At 61.2% G+C, this 22,791-nt stretch carries 23 protein-coding genes; 9 read left to right on the top strand and 14 right to left on the bottom strand.

The features are described 5' to 3' along the window. Positions 1 to 2 precede the first annotated feature (2 nt). Together VMI09_09995 and VMI09_09990 are read left to right on the top strand one after the other, a co-directional pair. Entirely contained in the window at positions 3 to 1,004 is a 1,002-nt protein-coding gene (locus VMI09_09995; GenBank protein HTQ25018.1) for a BMP family protein, read from the top strand. A 48-nt stretch (positions 1,005 to 1,052) separates the two neighbouring features. Then, entirely contained in the window at positions 1,053 to 2,039 is a 987-nt protein-coding gene (locus VMI09_09990) for a hypothetical protein (GenBank protein ID HTQ25017.1), read from the top strand. Positions 2,040 to 2,619: 580 nt separating this feature from the next. On the opposite strand, the gene VMI09_09985 is transcribed toward VMI09_09990, so the two are convergent. The 7 genes from VMI09_09985 to VMI09_09955 form a co-directional block, all read right to left on the bottom strand. Then, complete coding sequence (locus tag VMI09_09985) at positions 2,620 to 3,294, bottom strand: pyridoxamine 5'-phosphate oxidase family protein (protein HTQ25016.1); 675 nt, start codon at positions 3,292 to 3,294, stop codon at positions 2,620 to 2,622. Next, entirely contained in the window at positions 3,291 to 4,064 is a 774-nt protein-coding gene (locus VMI09_09980) for a hypothetical protein (protein HTQ25015.1), read from the bottom strand. Before VMI09_09980 ends, VMI09_09985 begins: the two co-directional genes overlap by 4 nt. 95 nt (positions 4,065 to 4,159) lie before the next feature. Beyond that, positions 4,160 to 4,486 (bottom strand): NIPSNAP family protein, encoded by a 327-nt coding sequence (locus tag VMI09_09975; protein ID HTQ25014.1) that lies wholly within the window; start codon positions 4,484 to 4,486, stop codon positions 4,160 to 4,162. 78 nt (positions 4,487 to 4,564) lie between these two features. After that, on the bottom strand, positions 4,565 to 5,422 hold the full coding sequence (locus tag VMI09_09970; GenBank protein ID HTQ25013.1) for an alpha/beta hydrolase: 858 nt from the start codon (positions 5,420 to 5,422) through the stop codon (positions 4,565 to 4,567). A gap of 12 nt (positions 5,423 to 5,434) precedes the next feature. Then, positions 5,435 to 5,845, bottom strand: a complete 411-nt coding sequence (locus VMI09_09965) for a hypothetical protein (GenBank protein ID HTQ25012.1) — start codon at positions 5,843 to 5,845, stop codon at positions 5,435 to 5,437. A 171-nt stretch (positions 5,846 to 6,016) separates the two neighbouring features. After that, entirely contained in the window at positions 6,017 to 8,470 is a 2,454-nt protein-coding gene (locus tag VMI09_09960; GenBank protein HTQ25011.1) for a glycogen/starch/alpha-glucan phosphorylase, read from the bottom strand. 136 nt (positions 8,471 to 8,606) lie between these two features. Then, positions 8,607 to 9,224 carry an alpha/beta family hydrolase gene (locus VMI09_09955; GenBank protein ID HTQ25010.1) on the bottom strand — a complete coding sequence of 206 codons (618 nt, stop codon included), beginning with the start codon at positions 9,222 to 9,224 and terminating at the stop codon, positions 8,607 to 8,609. Positions 9,225 to 9,367: 143 nt separating this feature from the next. On the opposite strand from VMI09_09955, the gene VMI09_09950 reads away from it, so the two are divergent. The 3 genes from VMI09_09950 to VMI09_09940 all read left to right on the top strand — a co-directional run bounded on the left by VMI09_09950 (position 9,368) and on the right by VMI09_09940 (position 11,143). Further along, on the top strand, positions 9,368 to 10,339 hold the full coding sequence (locus tag VMI09_09950; protein ID HTQ25009.1) for an aldo/keto reductase: 972 nt from the start codon (positions 9,368 to 9,370) through the stop codon (positions 10,337 to 10,339). Positions 10,340 to 10,342: 3 nt separating this feature from the next. Continuing rightward, positions 10,343 to 10,765 carry a secondary thiamine-phosphate synthase enzyme YjbQ gene (locus VMI09_09945; protein ID HTQ25008.1) on the top strand — a complete coding sequence of 141 codons (423 nt, stop codon included), beginning with the start codon at positions 10,343 to 10,345 and terminating at the stop codon, positions 10,763 to 10,765. A 66-nt stretch (positions 10,766 to 10,831) separates the two neighbouring features. Next, entirely contained in the window at positions 10,832 to 11,143 is a 312-nt protein-coding gene (locus VMI09_09940; protein HTQ25007.1) for an antibiotic biosynthesis monooxygenase family protein, read from the top strand. 37 nt (positions 11,144 to 11,180) lie between these two features. Here VMI09_09940 and VMI09_09935 read toward each other — a convergent pair whose 3' ends face one another. Then, entirely contained in the window at positions 11,181 to 12,203 is a 1,023-nt protein-coding gene (locus tag VMI09_09935) for an LLM class flavin-dependent oxidoreductase (GenBank protein HTQ25006.1), read from the bottom strand. A 164-nt stretch (positions 12,204 to 12,367) separates the two neighbouring features. Here VMI09_09935 and VMI09_09930 point away from each other — a divergent pair, with 164 nt between their 5' ends. Beyond that, a complete protein-coding gene (locus VMI09_09930) occupies positions 12,368 to 13,051 on the top strand; it encodes a TetR/AcrR family transcriptional regulator (GenBank protein ID HTQ25005.1) in 684 nt (227 codons plus the stop codon). A 67-nt stretch (positions 13,052 to 13,118) separates the two neighbouring features. Further along, on the top strand, positions 13,119 to 13,916 hold the full coding sequence (locus VMI09_09925) for an aldolase/citrate lyase family protein (GenBank protein HTQ25004.1): 798 nt from the start codon (positions 13,119 to 13,121) through the stop codon (positions 13,914 to 13,916). Positions 13,917 to 14,148: 232 nt separating this feature from the next. Here the strand turns inward: VMI09_09925 and VMI09_09920 are convergent, their stop codons facing one another. Both VMI09_09920 and VMI09_09915 read right to left on the bottom strand, forming a co-directional pair. Then, positions 14,149 to 14,334: a YezD family protein gene (locus VMI09_09920; protein ID HTQ25003.1), complete on the bottom strand. Its 186-nt coding sequence runs from the start codon at positions 14,332 to 14,334 to the stop codon at positions 14,149 to 14,151. Positions 14,335 to 14,370: 36 nt separating this feature from the next. Continuing rightward, positions 14,371 to 14,829, bottom strand: coding sequence for an Rrf2 family transcriptional regulator (locus VMI09_09915; protein ID HTQ25002.1), 459 nt, complete (start codon positions 14,827 to 14,829; stop codon positions 14,371 to 14,373). A gap of 837 nt (positions 14,830 to 15,666) precedes the next feature. On the opposite strand from VMI09_09915, the gene VMI09_09910 reads away from it, so the two are divergent. Next, positions 15,667 to 16,239 carry a hypothetical protein gene (locus tag VMI09_09910; protein HTQ25001.1) on the top strand — a complete coding sequence of 191 codons (573 nt, stop codon included), beginning with the start codon at positions 15,667 to 15,669 and terminating at the stop codon, positions 16,237 to 16,239. Between the two features lie 191 nt (positions 16,240 to 16,430). Here the strand turns inward: VMI09_09910 and VMI09_09905 are convergent, their stop codons facing one another. Further along, on the bottom strand, positions 16,431 to 18,110 hold the full coding sequence (locus VMI09_09905) for an arylsulfatase (protein ID HTQ25000.1): 1,680 nt from the start codon (positions 18,108 to 18,110) through the stop codon (positions 16,431 to 16,433). A gap of 75 nt (positions 18,111 to 18,185) precedes the next feature. Between VMI09_09905 and VMI09_09900 the strand changes: the two genes are divergently transcribed. After that, entirely contained in the window at positions 18,186 to 18,821 is a 636-nt protein-coding gene (locus VMI09_09900) for a DUF1348 family protein (protein ID HTQ24999.1), read from the top strand. A 37-nt stretch (positions 18,822 to 18,858) separates the two neighbouring features. Here VMI09_09900 and VMI09_09895 read toward each other — a convergent pair whose 3' ends face one another. From VMI09_09895 to VMI09_09885, 3 genes are all read right to left on the bottom strand, one after another. Beyond that, entirely contained in the window at positions 18,859 to 19,398 is a 540-nt protein-coding gene (locus VMI09_09895) for a methyltransferase (protein HTQ24998.1), read from the bottom strand. Then, on the bottom strand, positions 19,389 to 21,284 hold the full coding sequence (locus VMI09_09890) for an aminotransferase class III-fold pyridoxal phosphate-dependent enzyme (protein ID HTQ24997.1): 1,896 nt from the start codon (positions 21,282 to 21,284) through the stop codon (positions 19,389 to 19,391). The genes VMI09_09895 and VMI09_09890 overlap by 10 nt, the downstream gene beginning before the upstream one ends. A gap of 342 nt (positions 21,285 to 21,626) precedes the next feature. Further along, entirely contained in the window at positions 21,627 to 22,466 is an 840-nt protein-coding gene (locus tag VMI09_09885; protein HTQ24996.1) for a glycosyltransferase, read from the bottom strand. Positions 22,467 to 22,791 lie beyond the last annotated feature (325 nt).

Genomic DNA, 22,791 nt, shown 5'->3' with positions numbered 1-22,791 from the left:
TCATGATGATCCACCCAGGTTTCCGTGCGCTCGCGGCCAGATGGCGTTGGAACGCCGCGCTAACCATTTGTGCAATGATCTCGTGCGCAGCCTGCACTTCCCCGCATAAGGCTCCGTCGAGCGCCGCCGCCTTCCGTGTCGCGTTGCTGACCCCGGGGCCGGTCAGCGACGCCGGCTGGAACGCGGCCGCCTTCGACGGCTTGCGGCTAATCAAGGAAAAGCTCGGAGCCGAAACGGCGCTGGTGCAGACCCGATCGCCGGCTGACTTCGACGATGGCTTCCGCGACTTCGCTTCGCGCGGGTTCAACCTGATTTTCGCGCATGGCTACGAATACACCGACTCCGCGATCAGCGTGGCGCGGGATTTTCCTCATGTTTATTTCGTGGTCAGTTCGGGCAGCCAATCGTCGCGCAACGTCGCTTCGTTAACCTTCAAATTCGATCAGGCGGCCTATGCCGAAGGCGTGCTCGCGGGCGGAGTCACCAGAACCGGAGTCGTCGGCGCGATAGGCGGCATCGAACTGCCGTCGATTCGGCAGACCTTCGACGGGTTCAGACGCGGCTTCCTCTCGGTGCGGCCCAGAGGCCGGATGCTGATTAGCTATATCGGCAAGTTCGACGACGTAGGTGCAGCCAAGGAAGCGGCGTTGGCGCAAATCAGCCAAGGTGCGGACCTGATCGTGCACGATGCCGATGCCGCCGGGCTGGGAGTCTTTCAGGCCGCGGCGCAGGCGCACGTCCTGGCCTTCGGTGCAATACGCAATCAGAATGACGTGATGCCCGGCGTCGTTCTTGCCAGCGCCGTGACTGCAACGGCCCAGGCATTTCTGCGAATCGCCACTGAAGTCAAAAATAATCAGTTTCATCCCGGTATGCTCGAGTTCGGAATGGAGGACGGCATGGTCAAGGTAGTGCTGAATCCCAAACTCGAATCGCGCATACCGGAACAGGCGATGAAGCAGTTCCTGGCAGCGGAGCGGGAATTTGGCCGGGCGGAGCAATGACCGGCCGTCATCGCGGCGGCGCGCGGCGGCGCTCCGGCTGGCCCGCTGATGGCCGATGCTGACAGCGCCCGCTCTTTGAGAACGTCCGCGCACTGGCGCAAAGCGCTTCCCTTCGCCGGGACGCTGATTATTTTCGCCCTGGTATTCTGGCGGATTCCGGCTGCCAGGCTCGGCGCGGCGCTGGAAGAGGTTCCGGTTTTAAAGTTCTTTGGAGTTTTCCTGCCTTTTTCACTGTGCTACTGGACCATCGATTCATTTTGCCTTACTTGGGTGGTCCGCCGCTTCAATGCCGAGTTGCGGCTGCGCGACGTGATGCCGATCCGTGCGAGCATGAACCTGCTCGCGCTGATAAACAGCAATCTCGGCCAGGGCGGCGTCGCGTGGTATCTCCATCGAAAGACGGGAGTGCCGTTTCTGCAGATACTTAGTTCCATTCTGTTCATAGCGTTGGCCGAGGTGTACCAACTGCTCTTCTTTTCCACACTGGGAGTTCTCTTCTATCGCCCGCAGTCAATCGCACAGTCCCGGATCATTAATGTTTTGCGAATCGCAGATGTCGCGGCCTGGCTCCTGCTCGCCGCGATTATCGCGTGCTTCGCTGAGGCGCGCCGCAACGAAGGCGTCCGTTCGGCGTTAACCAACAGCAGGTTTGGCTCGATCATCGGGACGTTCGTCGCGGCCCGGCCCATCGATTACGCGATCGTGCTCGGAATCAAGGCTCCCAATTTCCTCCTTTCAGTGATCGCGCATTACTTCGCGCTCTCGCTATTCGGCATCACGATCCCTGTGGCCAGGCTGATATTGTTTCTGCCGCTGGTGTTTGTCGCTGCTGCGCTACCAATCGCGGTGGCGCACCTGGGCACGAGCCAGGCCGCATGGCTGCTCTTCTTCTCTGGGAGCGCGCCGGATGCGAGGATTCTCGCCTACAGCCTCGCCGCGCACTTCACGTTCATGTTGTGCAACGGATTGATCGGGCTGTTCTACCTGCCGCGCGCGAGCCGCGAAATGACCGCCCTCGAGACGGCTGAGGCATGAAAAGGGACGCCCGGGTATTGCTGCGCTCGTTCGATGATCGCGGCGAAGTAAGCGACGGCTAACAGCGGTGAAAAGTCGCGGAGCAGGAGGCCGGACCATTGAGAGCCGAAGGCAAACGCGAGAAGAAGAACCAGGCCGTAATTGACAATGCCGCCCCAGTGCCCGATTCGGCTCCGGACAGGAACAGGAGCGCCGCTTACCAATATTGAATCGACTGCGTATTGCGCGAACGAGGCTGCGATCAGGATGGGTATATAGGTTGGGATAGCGCCCGCGCAGGCTTCGCAAAGAAGAGCCGTCAGGACGAAGGCGATGTCTGCGATGTTGTCGAGCCATCGGCCGAACCGATCGGCGCAGCACATCCGGCGCGCGACGGGCCCGTCCACGAGGTCGGAAAGCGCCGCGCCAAGCGCGATCGGGCCGAATACTTCGGGACGTCTGTATCCGTGAACGAAGGCCGCCAACCATAGCGCGGCAAGCACGAAGCGCGATGCGCTAAGTGCGTTCGCGGTGTGCGTTCCGACGATGCCGCGGCGCGAGCGCAATCCAATTGCTATGGCATGTGCCATGAGCCGCTGGACTATTTGTGGGTTTCATCGATGGCCGGAGCGGGCGTACCCGGCCGAGACTCGAATCCGTCGGGCAGATCGCGAACCGGAGTTATTACAATCGAGAGAATGTCGCCTTTGTCGAACATTTCCTGGGTTGGCTTATGGAACCCGAAACGCACCATCAGATATTTCTTCGGGTAGTCTTCGATTACGCGCCGCTCGAATGCCGGATCGGAGCTTATGCGGGCCTTGCCGATAAACGCCGGACCGTGCTTCCTGCCGATCCAGACGATCACGGGGCTGCCGCGACGAATACGCTTTGCCTTCCATGTTGTGGGCTGCGTCTGAATCAGCACGAGATGGTCCGGTGAAACCGTAAACCAGACCGGCGCGGCGTTGCTCTGGTTACCGTCCTTGCGAACAGTGGCGATGTAAAGCACGCCGGCGGTTGAAAGCGCGTCGAGGTCGCGCGGTGAGACTCGTGCGCCAGTCTGCGCGCCGCTGGCGTCCGACTGCGCCGAAGCTGTGGTCGCGACGCCCGGCCCTATCGCAAGACTACCGAGCGCGGCCGCACCCCACGCGATTACCTGCCGTCGCGTAAGCGCGGCGGCGGCGCCGCTCGCCGCAATGCGACCGTTGCCAATGGATGTTCGATTCACGGGGCTTTCCTCGGAAGCAGCTCGCCGGTTTGTGCGGATACTCATTTACCGTCCAGACGCGGATCGTTCATCGAGATACATCGAGAAGCCTTTACCTGTTCGATATCGGAAGCGCTCCCTTGCTTGAGCGCAAGCGAACTCAGAGCGGCGCGAAGCCGCTGGCATTTGTCTTCCGAACCGGCGCCCTCCTCGACTTTCCATTTCGATAGCCCCGCCGAGTCATCGTAATGACCGTCCGCCTTTTCCGGCGGCGTGATCAGGAACCATCCGGAATCCGCGGCGGGAATTGCCCTGGTGGAAACCGAGATCGATGAGAGAAGCTTGATGGCGTGTTCCTTCTGACGAGCGGGCAAATCGTCGATCGAGACCATCGGCGCGTATGTCGCTTCGATCTCCCATTGACCGCTGAACGCGATTCGCTGCAGAAGATAGCGTTCGCCGCTCTGGCCCGCGCAGCCAATGCCGCGCAACTCGAAAAGCAGTTCCCCGGCGCTCTTGTCGAGCACCTTGGTGCTGATTTTCTGACACTGATGTTTCGCGGTCTGGACGATAGTGTCGAGAATCGCCTGCGGGGAATCGATGCTTGGTTTGGGTCTCAGCGCCAGCACCAGGCGCACTTTGGCGGTTGCCGGCGCCTCGCCCTTGGGCACGAAAACTCTGACCATGGCGCGGCCGTTATGCTGCTCGCGCACCGCCTGCCAATCATCCCATCCGACCCCTTCCGGCAAACTGAATTGCGCGTCGATCTTTTCCTCGCCGCCAGCCGCGACAGCCGCACTCATTGCGGGACGAGCCAGGATCAGCAGGAACGCCATCAGAGCAGCCAGAACTGACGCGAGATCCGCCAAAAGAGGCGCGCGGCGACGTTTTCCTCGTGCTGCGATAATCAGAGCGTGTCCAGCGCCAGCCGTCATCGCAAAGCCGAGAACGCGGTCGGGCTCATGATGGTATTGCTAATGGAGGCAACCAAGGGACCGTCTTCCTCGCTCTTGCGGCGGGCGTCGAGCCATTCGGGATCGGTCTGAAAGGAGGAAAACTTTTTGTCGCGCTCTGCCAGCGATTCCCATTGCAGAATATAGATCAGATCCTGGTTGGATTCGCCGATAGCTACGGTCCAGAAGCCGACTTGGCGAATTCCATGCTTTTCGAACAGCCGCATGGTTGCGGTTTCGAAGCGTTTGAGGAGGGCAGGAAGCCGTCCCGGCAGGCAATGATAGACGCGAAGCTCATAGATCATTCGGATTCCTCCGTGCGGGAAAAAATTATCCAGTTGCGCGGACATCGCGGAACCGGTTCATCGATGATATCGCAGCAACTATGATTTAGTCTGAATATCCGCAAGAACCGGCATCAGGTACTTCTTGAATTGGCCAGGGTCCTCGGACATCGGGAAATGGCCCATCCCTTCCATCAATGTATAAGTGGCGCCGGGTACGGAATCGGCCAGAGCCTTCGACGCCGCCGGATATGCGGACCAATCGTAATCGCCGCTGAGCACGTAGAGCGCGCACTTGCGGGTGTCGATATTTTTCGCGGTCTCCCGCAGATCGTGTTCGAACGAATAGTAGTACAGGTCGCCTTTGAATACCGGCGGCGCGCCCTGGCTGTATTCCCATACCGTCTCGCGCACGAACTGTTCGGGCGCGTTGGGCGAGCACAGGCTCAGCATCAGAGCGGGTTTCGATTCGTTCGACAGGCGCGGATGGTGGAACCACTGGTTCACCAGCCGATCGGTATTGCCGCTCCATAGCGCAGCTTCCAGCCCGATGCAGGCGCGGAATTCGTTCGGATAGTTAAGCGCCAGGTCGCCCGCGAGATGGCCACCCATCGAGCAGCCCATGTACACGGGCCGTTTGAGGTCGAGTTCGCGGCAGAGCTTGACCCAGTAGCGCATGAACCAATCCTTGGTCAGCCGGTACTCCTGTTCCCAGTACCTGAGGGAAACCGGGGGAAGCGATTTGCCGTGATAGGGCAGGTCGGCGGCGATCACGCGAAAGCGCGAGGTTATATCGCGGTCCTCGAGAATATGCCGGTACTGGCGTCCGTCGGATCCGGCGGTATGCTGGCATACCAGCGGTATTCCCGTGCCCGCCTCTTCGATGTAAACGCGGTACTCGACACCGTCGAGTTCGAGATAGATATAGCGGCCCGTAATGTCCGAGAATCTCGCCATTGTCCTGCCCCTCTACGCGGCGCGCGAATCGATAATCGACTGGCGCATGATCGCGTTGATGCGGCGGATTGCATAGTAGTACGCATAAGCCGATTCGAGATCGCCGCCGAAAGTGAAGTCGTGATGGAACGAAGCCGCGAACCAGTCGTGGTAGAAAGGCTGCGGCCGCCGCTCCATCATCCTTCTCCAGACTTCTGGAGGGCCACCGATATTTATCGTGTAGGGATCGAAACCCTGGCTTCCGTGCTGAAAACGATCGACCTTGCCGTTGTCGATCCGCATGAAATACTGATCCTTGCCGATAAAGAAGCGGATATCGCAGTACCAGAAGCGTGCCGCTAGGAGAAATTCCGGATCGCGGTTCAGGCGATCGCGAATCGTGTCAACCGGCAGGACCAGGTCCGCGGTGGCTTCAGTATTCACCGCCATTTCCTCCGTTGCGGTTGGTTAGGCCTTCGGCGTCCCGCGCGATTGGCGCGTCGGGCCCGATTCAGACTGGCATATACACCAGATGGCCCGGTTTGCACAGGCTGAGGCGGGCGAGCGCGCGCCTCGACACCCGGCCGCGCGAGCCGGGCGCCGCGGGGAGAGGGCTTAGACCGGCTTGAGGTCCCAGATATCGCGAGCGTATTCGCGCACGGTGCGATCGCTGGAAAAACAGCCTACGCGCGCGACGTTGAGAATCGCCTTGCGCGTCCAGAGCGCGGGTTGGAGATACTCGTCGGCGATTCGACGCTTGGTCGCGACGTACGATGCGAAATCCGCGACTACGAAATATTCGTCGCGGTTGAGAAGCGTTTCCGGCAACCATCTGAAAGAACCGGGTTCGCGCGGACAGAAGCGGTCGGAGGCGAGCGCGTCGAGCACGCGCCGCAGCGACGGATCGCCTTCGTAGTATTGCCGCGGATCGTAGGAGCCGACCGCGCGCATCTCCGCGATGACGTCGGCGGTCAGGCCGAAAATGAAGATGTTCTCAGCGCCGACTTGCTCGCGGATCTCGACGTTGGCGCCGTCCAGGGTGCCGATCGTCAGCGCGCCGTTCATCGCGAACTTCATGTTGCCGGTGCCCGAGGCTTCGGTGCCTGCGGTCGAGATCTGTTCGGATACGTCGGCTCCGGGGATGATCTTCTCCGCCAGCGAGACGCGGTAGTCCGGCAGGAACGCGACCTTTATCAGCCCGCGCGTGCGCGGGTCTTCGTTGATGGCCGCGGCGAGGCTGTTGATGAGCTTGATGATCATCTGCGCGGTCCAGTAGTTCGGCGCGGCCTTGCCCGCGAACAGGTAGGTCCGTGGCACCAGGGGCTCGACGCCGTCTTCGACCAGCGCCAGGTACTCGTCCACGATCCCGAGGGCCATCAGCAGTTGGCGCTTGTACTCGTGGATGCGTTTGGCTTGAACGTCGAAGATCGAGGCCGGGTCGACGTCCACGCCGGTGCCGCGATGGACCAGCGCGGCCAGGCGTTCCTTGTTGGCGCGCTTGATCGTCGTGAAACGGTCCTGGAACTCGACGTTGTCCGCCAGGCGTTCGAGTTCGCGGACCTGTTCGAGGTCCGTCGTCCATCCGTTCCCGATGGTTTCGTCCAGCAACTGCGCGAGGCGCGGATTCGCCATCAGCAGCCATCGCCGCTGAGTCACGCCGTTGGTCTTGTTGTTGAAACGGGCCGGCCAGAGGCGGTACAGCTCCGGCGCGAGGCGCGTCTTGACCAGCTCGGAGTGCAGTCTGGAAACCCCGTTGATCGAATGGCTGCCGACGATCGCCAGATGCGCCATGCGGACCTGGGGCTCATGTCCATCCTGGACAATCGAAATCCGGCTCGCCTGATCGGAGCCGTCCGGCCACACCTCGGCGGCCTCGGCCAGGAAGCGGCGGTTGATCTCGTAGATGATCTCGAGATGGCGTGGCACCACGCGCCCGAGCAGTTCGACCGGCCAGCGCTCGAGCGCTTCGGGCATCAAGGTGTGGTTGGTGTAGGCGACGGTCGCCCGCGTGATTTCCCACGCCGTCTCCCATGACTGATCGTGCTGATCGATGAACAGCCGCATCAGTTCGGGGACCGCGAGCGCGGGATGCGTATCGTTGAGCTGGATTGCCACCCGCGAAGGAAAATCGTGGATGTCCTCGCCGCGGCCGAAGAAACGCCGCGCGATGTCGCGCACCGCGCAGGCCACGAAGAAATATTCCTGCAGGAGCCGCAGCTCACGCCCCGCCTCTCCGGCATCCGACGGATAGAGGATTTTCGAGATGGCTTCGACGCCCACCTTCTTCTCGACCGCCTTGAGATGACCGCCGGCGTTGAAGATATGGAGATCGAACTCGTCCGAGGCGGTGGCCGAGAACAGGCGCACGAAGTTCACCGCATCGCTGCCGTAGCCGGAGATCGGCAGATCGGCCGGAATGCCGACCAGGGTGCGTTGATCCACCCATAGCGACCGGTACTCGCCGCGATGGTTGCTCGCCGGCTCGATTCGGCCGTACACCGGCACCACGCAGGCTTCGTCAGCCCGCGTGATCAGCCACGGCGAGATGTCGCGCCGCCAGTTATCGGGCTGCTCGACCTGGTAGCCGTCCCTGATTCCCTGGCGGAAGAGGCCGAACTCGTAGTTGATGCCGTAGGCGTAGCCGGGCAAATCGAGCGTGGCCAGCGAATCGAGAAGGCAGGCGGCGAGGCGGCCCAGGCCCCCGTTGCCGAGTCCCGCGTCAGCTTCCTCTTCGAACAGCAGCTGCAGGTCGATTCCGTTGACCGCGAGGAATTCGCGGCAGGCCTCGATCGCGCCGAGGTTGAGCAGATTGTTTTCGAGCGAGCGCCCGACGAGGTACTCGAGCGAGAGGTAATAGAGCTTCTTCGTGCCAGTGCGTTCGAAGCGCGCGCGGGTCGCGACCATTCGTTCGACCAGCAGGTCGCGTACCGCAAGCGCGGTGACGTGAAACCAGTCGCGCCGCGACATTTCCGCCCGCCGCTTCGCGATGGTGAAGCGGGTGTGATGCCGGATCAGGTCGATTAGCGTGGGCGCCGCACCATTCGCGTGCGGAGCGGGAGAAGACGACATATTGGAAGAAATTACGGAGCGCAGCCATCCAACACAAGACATTCCTGCGCGCGTTGTGCACTTTGGGGGGTGCGCCAACGCGTCGAGCGTGGCGCGGCCGGCATGACCTGGCATGATTTGGACGCCGCAACCGAGTTCACAGCGCGGCGATAAATTCCGCGATGCGGATGACGGCCGCGTTAAGATTATCGGCTTCGGCGCGGCCCGACCGCACACGCGGCTTGAGCGAATGGTCGCCATCCTCGAGCCATTCAACCCGGATCGCGCGCGCGAGCTTGTAGCTCCTGACCTCCGCGGGCTTGCCAAAGGGGTCGCGGGTTCCCTGGAGGATCAACGCCGGAGTGCGAAGCTCTTCGAGATGCCGCGTGCGCGTGCGCTCGGGCTTGCCCGGCGGATGAAACGGATAGCCGAGACAGACGAGTCCGCGCACGCCGGTTTCGTCCGCGATCATGCTTGCCATCCGGCCACCGAGCGATTTGCCGCCGATGATGAGGCTCTTTCCGCCGCCGAGTTCATCGATCGCATCGCGCCAGGATTGCATCAGCACGGGCGCGGGATCGGGCGCGCCGCCTTTGCGGGTTTCGCGCCATCGCCGCATGTAGGGGAACTCGAAGCGCGCGACGCGGATTCCGGCCTTTGCGACGCCGGCGGCGATCGTCTCCATGAAGGGCGAATCCATCGGACCGCCCGCTCCGTGCGCGAGGACGAGCGTGCTCGCGGCGCCCTCGGGTCCGTTGAACAGAAATTCCGCCATTTTTTTCGATCATCCGATGTCCGAGTTGTCTCTGCGCAACTCGCGCGCGCAAGCGGCGCGGGCTTGGCCTGCGCGCCCGGACGCAGTAAAACCCGAGTATCGGCCTCGCACGCTCAAGGCAATTGCAGTATGAGGTGTCATCCATGAAGAAGCGAAAACTTGGCAGCCATGGGCTCGTGGTGTCCGAGCTGGGGCTCGGATGCATGGGGATGTCGCAGTTCTATGGCCCGCGTGACGACGTCGAATCCGCCGCGACGCTCGAGCGCGCGCTCGAGCTCGGGATTGATTTCTTCGATACTGCCGACATCTACGGCACGGGCCACAACGAAGAACTCGTCGGCAGGGTGCTGCGCAAGTATCGTAGCAAGGTGATCATCGCGACCAAGTTCGGCAACCAGGCGCTGCCCGACGGCAAGCGCGCGATCAACGGCAAGCCCGAGTACGTCCGTTCCGCCTGCGACGCTTCGCTCAAGCGGTTGGGCGTCGATCATATCGACCTTTACTACCAGCATCGGGTGGACCGGAACGTGCCGATCGAGGACACCGTCGGCGCGATGGCCGATTTGGTGCGGCAGGGAAAGGTGCGATACCTGGGCCTGTCGGAGGCCGGGGCAAAGACGATTCGGCGCGCCCACGCGGTGCATCCGATTTCCGCGCTGCAATCGGAATATTCGCTGTGGACGCGCGACTACGAGGATGAAGTGATTCCGGCGCTGCGCGAGTTGGGAGTGGGATTCGTGCCTTTCAGCCCGCTCGGGCGCGGACTGCTGAGCGGCGCTTTGAACCAGCTGCCGGCGGACGACATGCGCAAGAAAATCTCGCCGCGCTTCGAAGGCGACAATTTCGATCGAAATCTCAAGGTGGTCGCGCGGCTCAAGGCGATCGCCGACGAAAAAGGCATCACGCCGAGCCAGCTCGCGCTCGCCTGGGTGCTCGCGCAGGGCGACGATATCGTCCCGATACCGGGCACCAAGCGCCGCAAGTATCTCGAAGAAAATGTCGCGGCGGCCGAGATCGTGCTGTCGAAGAGCGATCTTGCGCGGATCGAGGAAGCCGCTCCCAAGGGGTTCGCCGCGGGCGGGCGCTATCACGACATGAGCACGGTCAACATTTGAACGATGCGCTCGCATACCAAATATCTCACGGTCAAGGTTCCCGAGCGGATGGGCTTCGTGAACCTGACGGACGACGTGGCGCAGGCGATAAAAGATAGCGGCGTGCGCGAGGGGCTATGCCTGGTCAACGCGATGCATATTACCGCTTCGGTCTTTATCAACGACAATGAGCCGGGACTGCACGAGGATTACAAGCGATGGCTCGAATGGCTCGCGCCGTACGATCCGAGTCCCGAGCGGTACCATCACAATCGCACCGGCGAGGACAACGGCGACGCTCATCACAAGCGCCAGGTGATGGGCCGCGAGGTGGTGGTCGCAGTCACCGCGGGCAAGCTCGATTTCGGACCGTGGGAGCAGATCTTTTACGGCGAGTTCGACGGCCGGCGCCCTAAGCGCATTCTGATCAAGGTGATTGGCGAGTAGCCGCGGCCGAAGCGGAGGCGCAGACGGGGCGGCCGCTACGTTTCAAGAGAGCGCGAGGAGGGCGTCATGGTCGCATGCATCATCGAGTACAGCGTTAGGGCCGAGATGGAAGAGCGGCTGGGAGAAGCCTTCGCGGTGCTGATTCCCGAGATCCAGGCGATCGACGGCTTCATCTCGATGGACAACTTCGAAAGTCAGATGCGGCCGGGAGTGCGGCTCGAGATATCGTACTGGCGCGACGATCGCGCCCTGCAGTCCTGGATCGACAACGCTGCGCATCGGGAAAAGATGATCGTCGGCAGGAAGGAGATCTTCTCCGCCTACAAAATTCTGAGCGTCGACGTCAAACGCCAGATCGAGTGGACGCGGCCCGCATGAACCCCGCAGGCGCCGCGTCGGCCGCGCGTGCGCCGCGCTAGCGCTTGTTCTTGAGCGCGGGCAGGAGCTCGCGCGCGAAGGTTTCCATCGAGCGCCGCACGATTTTCGGGTCGATCCCCGGAAAGTGCATTCCCAGCACAAGGTGCGTCGTCCGCACCTGGCTCGTGAACTTCTCAAGGCCTTCGGCGACCTCCGCGGCGGTGCCCACCAGCGGGTTGAACAGCAGCGGCTCGGTGGTGCGCCGCAACTCGGAGGCCGGTGGCGGCTTGAATATCGACGGCGGGCCCTGGACCTCGCCGGCTTCGCGCAGCCACTCTCCGTAGACCGTCAACATCCAATGCACGTGGTCCTGGACCTCGTCCCAGGCCTGATCCCGCGAAGGTCCGATATGGGTCCAGACCAGTTGCGCTACGCTGAAGTCCGCCGGATTGCGGCCGTAGCGGCGCAGGGCGTCGTCGTAGGCCGAGGTATCTCCGATCCCGAGGAAATGGCATCCGAGCCGCGCCGCGCGATCGACCGCCTTGGGATTCAGCGCACCGACCCAGAGCGGCGGATGCGGCTGCTGGATGGGTTTTGGCGTTAGCCGAATATCCTGCAGGTTGTAATGCTTCCCTTGGAAGGAGAACGGGTCCTGGGTCCAGATGCCGCGGATAACGTCGATTCCCTCTTCGAAACGGGATGGGCGCTCCTTGCGTGGAATTCCGTAGCCGAGGAACTCGTGCTTTGCGTATCCTTTGCCGATGCCGAGGTCAAAGCGCCCTTTTGAGATCACGTCAACCGTCGCCGCATCCTCCGCCACGCGGACGGCGTTGTGCAGCGGAAGCAACAGCAGGAACGTCCCGATCCGCACCCGGCGCGTCTTCGCAGCGACCGCACCGGCCAGCGTCATCAGCGACGGCGAGTAGCCGTCCTCGGCAAAGTGATGCTCGGTTAGCCAGACCGTGTCGTAGCCGAGGTCTTCGGCGAGCTGGGCCTGCTCGAGCTGGGATTCGTAAACGTCCGCCCAGGGTTTTTTCCATCTGGGCGGATTGCGGAAAGAAAACATCAGTCCGACGTTCATGCGAGATTCTCCCCTCGCGGTCCCGGGAATCAAACCATCATTGTTGCACTACCACACCCGCTTCCGCGCGTCACGCCAGAACCCGAATCCCGTTCGGGAACGTGAGCTCTTGGCGCGCGCCGAATTGACCTAAGGCGCCGACATATGAAAACGATCGTTACACGATGAAAGAGGCGACAGCGCCGCATCGGCGGGCGGAACTGCTCGAACGAGTGGCCGACTACATCCTCGACAATGGCCTGGCGGAGCTTTCTTTGCGGCCCTTGGCGGCGGCCAGCGACACCAGTCCTCGCATGCTGCTCTATTTTTTCGGCACCAAGGAGCGGTTGATCGCGGAAGCGCTGGCGCGTATTCGCGTGCGCGAGCAGCTCAGTTTCAGACGCGCGGTCGCGATGGCGAGGCCGGCGGACCGGATCGAGTCGCTGTTGCGCGACTGGAAATTGTCGGCCACTCCTCGCAGGCAAAAATACTCGCGGCTCTTTTACGAGGTGTACGGGCTCGCGCTTCAGAAGCGCCAGAACTTTCCGGGGTTTCTCGAAAAGGCGGTGGGCGATTGGCTCCCCCCGTTCAAGGAAGCGCTGGCCGCGCTCGGCGTTCCCCCTGCTCCGGCGCAAGCATTGGCTACGCTCGCGCTCGGCGCAGTCCGCGGCCTGCATCTGGATCTGCTGGCAACAGGAGAACGAAGGCGTGTCGAGGGCGCGTATCGGGAATTGCTGAGACTAATAGGTGTCACGATACAATCGCGTTCGTGGGACAATAGGCGTCCTTCGCGTTCGCGCGATGCCGCCAATCCGGTAAGACGGCGCCGCCATGGCGAAGGGCCGAGGAAAACGCGATCGGCCGAGTGAGAGCCACCGATTGGCCGGAGCTACCGAGACGGGCGATGATCCAAGGCGAATGACGTCGAGGCGAATGATGCGAACCAACAAACTCAAGGCCGACCTTAAGGCGGGTAACGTCGCGCTTGGCACGATCGTGTGGGATACCAGGGGACGCGGCGTGATGCATACGCTTGCCGCGGCCGGGATGGATTTCGCCTGGATCTGCATGGAGCACTCCGCCTACAACCTCGAGACCGTGGTCGATCTGGCCGCGCACGCGCACGCCGCCGGAATCACCCCGATCGTGCGCATTCCGGGCCTGCAATACGAGCACGTCACGCGCCTGCTGGATTCGGGATGCCAGAGCCTGATCCTCCCGCACATCACCAGCGGAGCCGAGGTCCGCCGCTTTATCGAGATGGCGAAGTACTATCCGCAGGGCCGGCGCGGGATGGCTATCTACCTCGGCGCGAGCACCGATTACGAGGAGGTCGATTTGCCGGCGGCGATGGCCCACGCGAACGCCAACACGCTGCTTGCGGTGATGATCGAGACGCGCGAGGCGCTGGAGAGCGTTGATGAGATCGTGATCGAGGGCGTGGACCTCGTGATCGTCGGCAATCAGGACCTGACCCAAAACCTCGGCATCCCCGGCCAGTACGGCAATCCGCTCTTTCGCACGGCGCTCGAGAAGGTGCGCGCGCGATGTGTGGCGCGCGGCATCGCATTTGCCGGGCTTGCCGCTAATCCCGAAGACCTCAAAGCCGCAGTCGAGAGCGGTGCGCGGTTCATACTCTACGGCACCGACCTTGTCCTGATGCGGCGCGAAGCGGAGCGCGCCGCCCGCGCGCTCGCGCCATTTCGAAATCCCGCCGCCCGCAGCGCCGGTTGACGAACTAGAACTGCAGCTGCAGCTCGCTTAACATCACGCTCTCGTCCACGACCCTTGCCTTGGGCGGCGCCATAACGGAAGCCGGTGCGCGCGTGGTCCAATTGCATCTTGACGTTGGAGTTCAAATACCAGTTGAGGCCGAGTGACCATTCGAAAGCCTCCGGCGAGGAGGCGGATTGGCTGGCAAAGCCATACTGGTGAGTGCGCGAGGAATCCCTCCGGCACCATGTTTTCAGCGTGGGTTGATGCGGAACTTTTCCTTGCGCTCGATTTGCACCACGCGCGAGTTCTGGATGACGACCTCGACCGAACCATAGGCAACGCTTCTTATGGCTCGCTCGACCTCTTCGAGCACGCGAGCCAGATCGGTGTCCGAGGGGACGGTTTCGACGCGCTCGGGGCGGTTGGTTTGTCCCATGACTCTATTGAGCGAACAGTTAATTCGACCGGAAACTCAGATCGCGTAGTTGAGCGCGGCCTTGCCCTCAACGGCCAGTTCAACGCGCTTTAGAATGTCGGCCAGGCTGGTCTGGTCGAGAATCCGCGCAGTCGCATCGCGCACATCTTTCATGACCATCCTGATGCCGCAGGTGCGCTCGTCGGGGCATTCCGCGCATCGCGCGTAGGCGGTTTTGCTCACGCATGGGAGGGGCGCCAACGGCCCTTCCAGCACGCGCAGAACCTCGCCCAGATGCACTTGTTCAGGACGCCGGGTGAGAAAGTAGCCGCCGCCTCTGCCCTTCTTGCTCGCGAGGATGCCGTGGTTGCGCAGTTCCAGCAGGATGATCTCGAGAAACTTGTGCGGCAGGGACTCGCGCCGGGCGATATCGGAGATCAGCACCGGACCCAGCCCATATTCCTTGGCCAGCACGAGCAACGCTCTCAGCGCGTATTTGGACTTCTGCGAAAGCAAAATTCAGCCTATCTATTAAGTGGGCTTTTATCCCATGCCACACCTCGATGCAAGACATCGACGGAGTCCGAGAAGGTTCTCCCTGGAAAAAGCGCCCAACGGCGGCCTGATGCGGCGGAAATGCGACCGTTTTGCCCAAGTACGATCCCCCGGCGGATTCCTGGACACGTTCGCCGTTGCATCGCTGCGACAGCGCCTCAGGCTATGCCTGCCACAGAGCGCCTGCGAAAGAGTAAGCGAACAAAAACCCGATGGCACGGGGCATGCTCACTGACGCCTTGGAGGAAAGTCTCTCGAGAGTGAGAACTAAGCATCCGCCGCTAACGAAGGACGGTCTGCGACAATGAACCGTGACATTTTTGGTCCCGGGAAAGGACCTGGAGCGGCTCACAAGGAGCAGGGAACGACGATCCCAAGTCTTGACGAACTCCGAAACAGCTTGGTTCCCGTCTCCGCGCAAGATTCGCCGTCCAACTCGGTTTTCAGGCGCAACTCACCGGTCGCGCCAGCGCCAACGCCAGTGCCAACGGCGGAGCGCTCGGCGCCGCCAAACTCGGCGGATTTCGTGGTGCTGCGTCACGATCTCTCCAAATTCGGTCCCGAGACCAGGATCGTTTGCAGACTGTGCCGGGAGCGAAGCGAACGTTCCGTCATCCTGCGACCGAAGCGGCCGAAGCTGGCCCGGAAAGAAATAGAGAGATCTCTGCTCGAGGGTTGGCTCAAGCACGACCTCGTCTTCTTTGGCGAAAGCTATTTGTGCGAGCGGTGCGCTGAAGCCGAGGGGTTCATCGAGCCGCGTTAAAGCCACACGTCTGTTGAGGCCGGAGGGGTATTTGGATGAGCAAGGGCGATAGGACGGGAGGCTGGGAGGGCTCGCGCCAAAACCAGGCTGGAAACGGGCTGGATAGCGGAGCGTCGGGGACGCTCGCGGAACATCCTTTCCCGACGGAAGTCACGTTTTATTCGACTTCGGATCCGGCGCTCCGTTTCGGCGACGAGCGCAATCGGGGAATCGAAGTTGTCCGGGGCCTGCTCGAGGAATTGGAGCGCGGCGGAGTCAAGGTTCGCAGGGTTGATCCTCGCACGTTGACTCCGCAGCAACTGCTCGACGCGTATGCCCAGGCTACGATCCCGGCGATCTGCAAAAAATACGACGTCAAAGGTATATTCGGAGCGAGCAATCAGTTGGCGTGCTGGTTCGGATGCCAGGTCCCGGCGCTGCTGGTCGAGCAGACCCGCCACGACGTCGGCGATACTTATCCGCACTGCACGGCCGACAATGTGATCGTGACGATTCATCAGTTTGTCAGCGAGACCCTTGCCGCCATGCGGGCGAGCCGACCTGGCAAAGACCAGTACCAGGTGCCCGCAAGCTCGAATGCCTGGGCTTCGCGTCTTCGCTTGTCTTGATCTCCGCCGCGCGCGGCTCCGATCATAGGAAGCGTCGCGGGAAGCGGGACGGATCGGTCGTGGAATCGGCGTGAACGCTTGCGACCCGCTCCAACGGTTCGAAGCGCCCCTAAACCGATAGCCACAATATCCGTTTTTCGCTGGACGCAACGGGCGGTCCAGAAGAGGCCGCCCGTGCGTTGCGTATTCAACTACTGACCTTCGTGCTCCTTCATCATCTCCTGGATTTTTTCTTTCACCGCTTGAAGGTTGAAAGTCGCCGGCGCCTGCATCGGAGGATAGTCGATGGCCGTCATCGCCAGCTTGCCCACGTATTGCTGCACCATCACAAACCGCCAGAACTCGCGCGCGTAAAAGTCATTCATGTATCCCCCACCCATAGCGTTGGTAGTTTCACCGCGGATGGACGGCGTCCGCTCGAACGGATCCTGGCGAATGTTCACGATGGTGGGCATATCGGTCGTAACCTTCTCCCCGGGCCAGCCATATGGCTGCTGGAAAAACTGGAACTTGAAATCATCGATCCGCACGGCGCCGAGATGGGGGCCACCGAAGTAGAAGATTTCATGGCGTTTGGATGGTCCCTTGCCCGTCACCACGTCCATCTGGTCATAGCCGTCTAGGTGATTCTTGTACGTGCGGCCCGCCAGGGTCACTCCTTTCAGGAGTTGGTTGGTGATGTCAGGATTGCCGGCTGCATCAGCGAGAGTGGGAAGCCAGTCGAGTCCGGAGAAAATGCCATTTTCGACTGCGCCCGGCTTGACGTGGCCCGGCCAGCGAATAATCGCGGGCACGCGGAAGCCACCTTCAAAGACGGTGCCCTTGGTCGCTCGAAACGGCGTCATGCCGCCGTCGGGCCAGGTGAACACTTCGGCGCCGTTGTCCGTGGTAAAGATCACGATGGTGTTGTCGGCCTCACCTATCTCCTCGAGATGTTTGAGGAGCTCGCCGACACTGTCATCCATCTGCGCCATGCCGGCCTCTTCCACATTGTAGTTGTCCTCGGCGTTCATAATCGCCTGGTACTTCGGCGGGAGGTAGGTAAAGACATGCATGCGTGTAGTGTTGTGCCAGATGAAAAACGGCTTGCCGTCCTTCTTAGCCTTGTCCATGAAGCCGTTCGTGCTTTTCACCAGCACATCGTCGAAGGTCTCCATGTCGTACTTCGCCTTGCGACCACGCTGCCAATTCTGGATATCAGTCATGTTCGGAAACGGCGCAAGCGGACCCTCATCTTCGATCTTCTGCTTTCCGATCTTGCCCCAGCGCGGCTGCACGGTGGCGTCATCCGTGTCAGTCGCCCAGCAGTGCACCAGGTCGCGTGGCCCGGTCTTGTCGATCCAGCTCTGCGGGTAGTCGAACCAATAGGGATCCGACATTGCGTCGAGGTGGTACAAATAGCCGAAGTATTCGTCAAAGCCATGTACGCATGGGAGGTATTTGTTCATATCGCCAAGATGGTTCTTGCCGAACTGAGCCGTTTCGTATCCCAGCGCTTTGAGGACAGTGGCGAGGGTGACAGCCTGAGCCGGCAATCCTACGTCTGCTCCGGCCTGGCCCACGGTCGTCAATCCAGTGCGGAGCGGCAACTCGCCGGTGATGAAATTGGCGCGCCCCGCAGTACAGCTAGCTTCGGCGTAGTAATCGGTGAACCTCATGCCTTGGGCGGCAAGTTTGTCGAGATTCGGTGTTTTGCCTGACATGATTCCCTGGTTGTAGGCGCCAATGTTGAACCAACCGACGTCGTCACCCATGATGACGAGGATGTTCGGCTTCTTTTCCTGAGCCCAGGCCGTACCTGCGATCGACAGACCTGCGAGTGCGCAGACCAAGAGCACGGCTGCATACCATTTGTTTTTCCGGTCATGCATAGGGACATTTCCTCCGAGTTACGCATCCGCAGTTGTTCTTAATCATATGGGCGAGGAGCAACAGTCTGTATTCCAATGGCGACCCTTTCCTGCAGCGGCAGCCACAATCGCTGGCGCTCGCTGTCGAAACAAACTAATGTCCGGCGTCGCAGGCGCTTTCCGCTCGCCGAACATCTCTGTTCGAGACTCGGCCGATCTCGCCACAACCGCGCGACGCTATCAAAACGCGCCAAGGAGAGAAAGTATGTCGTCCCGACCTCCACTCGCGCCTTTCACTCGCGACAGCGCCGCGGAAAAGGTGCGGCTGGCGGAAGACGCCTGGAACTCGCGCGACCCGGCCAGGGTCGCGCTCGCCTATACGGTCGACTCCCGCTGGAGAAACCGCGCCGAATTTCTGCAGGGCCGCGAAGCGATTATCGCTTTCCTCACTCGCAATGGGCCAGGGAGATTGACTATCGGCTCATAAAGGAGCTCTGGGCATTCGAAGCTAACCGGATCGCGGTTCGCTTCGCGTACGAATGGCACGATGACTCGGGTCGGTGGTTCCGCTCCTACGGCAACGAGAACTGGGAGTTCGACGAAGCGGGGCTGATGCGGCGGCGCCTCGCAAGCATCAACGACCTGCCGATCAAGGAAGCCGATCGCAAATACCACTGGCCACTTGGACGGCGCCCGGACGGCCATCCGGGCCTGAGCGACCTTGGCTTCTAACGCGCCGTCCATGACACCGCCGGCGTGAATCGGATCTTCAAGCTTCCAGTTGAGCGCCGAGGGCGTAGTAAACGGTCTCGAGCGCGGGAAGGAGGTACCAGTCCGGAAATGGATAGCGCGCCGCGAGGAAGAAACCCCAAATCGAGATCACGGCGCCCAAATATTGCGGATGCTCGACCAGCGAGAAAGGAAATTCCCGGCACCACGGGATATCACGGCCGAACCGATTGCCGTAAAAGACGCCGACCATGCGTAGCCGGTAGAACACGCCGAAGTTCAAAGTCTGTCCGACGAAAATCAGCGTGCAACCCGCCGCTTTGGCGAGGAAATCAGCCTGCGCGAATAGATAAGGCGAATCGCTGAAGTGATAACACCAGGCTAGAAAGACGCCGCCGTGCAGCGCCTTGAAGAGATAGAATAACCGCCTGAGCCCGACCACCGGATCGGCCGTCAGGAGGCTTTTCGCGCGCCCACAGATCCGCTCGAAGGCATGCGCACATCGCCAGGCAAAGATGTACGTGATTCGCTCAAAGCTCAGCAATACGGCCACGGTCAGAAAGCTCGAAGCTAGGCCCATTTCTTTTCCGCCCTCCCTTGCAATTCCTGCAACAGCCGAGAGGGGCTCGAACGATAAGCGATGATGTCGGTGAACGGGTCCGTGACGAGCTTCACCAGCCAGACCATCGAGCTGCGAAAATCGTACTTCCAGACCAGCAGAGCGACGTGCGCCATAATGACTGCCAGCGTCAGCAGGAACCAAAGCCGAGCCACCGTCGGGATCATTGCGTGCAACGTGCTTGGGGTCACGGAGTCCGCTCTCGCCAGGTAGGCGATTGGTATCAGGAAATACCCGGCCACGACGAATGACTTGTCGCGAGTGTTGAATCCGAGCAGCGCCTTTTCCTCATCGTGGCAAGGCGGCTCCAGGATCGCATGTCCGAACTGGCGCACGAAGAGCGCGGCCAGCCCGGCGCACATCGCGCTCGTCAAGTCGATGAACGCCCACACGTAACACACGATGAAGGTGCTGGAGCTGAAAAGATGAAAGAACTGGTTGACCAGGTTGCTGTGGGACGCTTCGTGGTCATCACGTTTGCGCTGCATTATCTCGCCACAGAACTCGGCGAGCGGCTGCGGTACACGAATGAGGCTCGCCGCTACCTCTCGAATCAGGTTTCTGCGCATAGCGCGTTCCCTCCCCGGCAATTGCTGCTCGCTTAGCCACCATGCATCCGACTTCATGCGGCGAGCGGCGGCGATAAGCTTGTCCTGCAGTTCCTGGTAATCCTCGAGCGTATAGTCCAGACTGACAAGACACCGTCCGGTACCAACCCAACTAAGCGTCAACCCTTCGGCGCGCATGTAGTACTGCAATAGCCAGTTAAACCGTCCGGGTTCCTTGAACAGGACCGTCCACACGGTCGAAAGATTCGTCACCTGGATCGGCAGCGACTCCGCTGCAAGCCGCGCGTTAGTGGCGCGCACCCATTCGCTGCAGCGTCCATTGGCGTCTTCGTACATTCGCGCGGCGGCGGGCGTATTCGCCCATCGGAGAAACTCGTTCATCGCGCTCATCACGAGCGGATGCGCCGAGAACGTGCCGACCACGTAGGCGATACGCATCGGCCGCTCAGGGTCGAAGCGCTGCATCAGCGCCTTTTTACCGCAAACCAGGCCTATCGGCATCCCGCCCGCGACCGTCTTGCCATACACAACCATGTCGGCGCCGACGCCGTAGTACTCCTGCGCGCCGCCCGGGGCGAGGCGAAATCCGCTGTAAACCTCGTCGAAGATTAGAGCGACGCCGCTTTCCGTGCAGACCCACCTAAGCGCCTGTAGCCATTTGGCATAATCCGAGGTCGAGTCATGAGTCCGGCGGATATCGCTCGTTAGTAGCAGTTGATCGCTCGGCGGCGGCGAATTCGGATGAAACGCCTGCACCGGATTCACCAGAACGGCGGCGATTTCGCCTGCTCTTGCGCGGATCATATGGAGCGACGAGGGGTTCATGTCTTTGAGAGTCAGGCAGTCGCCGATGCTGCGCTCGTTGCCGAGGCCGGGCTGAACTCCATCCCACCAGCCGTGATAGGCGCCGGCGAAGCACACGATCAAAGACTTACGCGTATTGAACCGGGCGAGCCGCACCGCGGCCATTACCGCCTCGGTCCCGCTCATGTGAAACGAGACTTCGTCGAGCTTGGAGATCGATTTGAGCAGCGTGATATTTTCCGCAACGATCGGATGAAGCGGGCCGAGCACCGGGCCGAGATCCTTCACGCGCTCCCATCCGCTCTCGATCCACAGCTTGTACCGATCGAAGCCGGCGACATTGAGACCGTACGAGCCGCTGATGTCCAGCGTGACCTGGTCGTCGAGGTTGCGCAGATGCGGTCCGCGGGATTCAGTCACAACCGAGGCCAGCGCGAATTTCTCGCGCATCACGCCCATAAAGGGAAAAGGCACCCGATTCGCATCGGTGAACCTCAGGTCGGAAAAGCCTTCGCGCAGGGTGGCGTTCCAGGCGATCGACCGGGACGCGCCTTGCTGAAAACGTTCGCGAGGCGGTCAAGAGCGGCACGGCGAATCTCCGTCCATTGGGCGGGTGCGCCATCCGCACGCAGGAATTCATCTTCGGTGTAGGAGTAGGTTTTAATCCACTTGGATAGTATTCGAGAAGCTGACGGCGTCAGCGCCATCGCGCGCAAGGTCGCGATATAGCGGAAAAGTCTACCAGCTAGCACCAGCGGAACGATTGCGGCCGCCAGTCCGAGGAGAATTGTCACGCCATGGGAATGCAGCACTCGTTCAGGCGCCAGGTTCAGGAGCCGATTCAAAACTTGGAACGTGTCGCTCGATACCACTTGCCACGACCTCCTGATAAGCGTCCGCCACGGGAGCCGCTGGCGCCGCCGCAGCGCTCTCCGCGGCTTGACGGCGTGCGCTCTCCAAGTGATCGACGAAACCGTCCAGCACCAGCGACCAACTTACAGACAGCGCATACTCGCGGGCGCGCATTCCCAGCTTGCTAACCAAACGCCTGTCGCCGGCCAGGCGACAGGCTGCGGCGACGAACGCGTCCGCGTCGCCATAGGGCGCGAGCACTCCCGTTACACCGTCGGTGATATGCATCCGTGCGGCCGCGTAGTCATAGGCAAGCACTCCGAGACCGCTCGCCATCGCCTCGAGAGTTACGTTGCCGAAGGTTTCGGTCTTGCTTGGAAAGAGAAAAAGATCGGCCGAGGCGAAGTGCCGACTCAGTTCACGCCCCGTTTTCATCCCGCAGAAGATCAGGTCGGGCTGCGATCGTTGCAAGGAAGCCCGCATTGGACCATCGCCGACCAGGATGAACCTGCATGAATCGTCAAGGCGGCGCATCGCCCGGTATGCGTCGAGGGCAAGCGAAAGGTTTTTTTCAGGCGCGATCCGGCCAACGTAAAGAGCGGCGCATCCGTGACTGCCTACGCTCCAGCTCCGGCGGAGTTCCTCGCACCGGTGATGCGGGCCGAATTGATCGCTGTCCACTCCACGCCCCAGCAAGCTGACATTCCTGAAACCCAGACCCTGCAACTTTCTCTGCATATCGAGACTGGGTACCAGTGTTCTGCCGGTTTGGTTGTGTAGACCGCGAAGATAGCTGACGACCATGGACTGCAGGCATCCAAGCCGATAGTAGTGCGAATATGACTGGTAGTTATTGATTTCTGCATAAATAACGTCCTAGCATAGGCGCAAAGAAAGAGGACTGTGGCGGATGAAGGAACGAAGCAGGCCGGCTTTGTATTGTAGAGAGCGGGTGTGCCGGCGTCCGGCAGCGGCGAGCGCGTCAACCTCCGGGCAGGCCAGATTCACCAGCGGCTTGGTCTTGAGCTAGCTCCACAGGTACTCGACCGGGTTCAGCTCCGGGGCATAGGGCGGAAAGTAAAATTGCCACCACTCCAGCACGTCGAGGAAGACCGCGGTGGCGGGCGCG

It is taken from the genome of Candidatus Binataceae bacterium, from assembly GCA_035500095.1.
Taxonomy (GTDB): domain Bacteria; phylum Desulfobacterota; class Binatia; order Binatales; family Binataceae; genus JAKAVN01.
The sequence above is the reverse complement of the archived record's forward strand: the minus strand, read 5'-3'. Positions and strand labels throughout refer to the sequence as shown.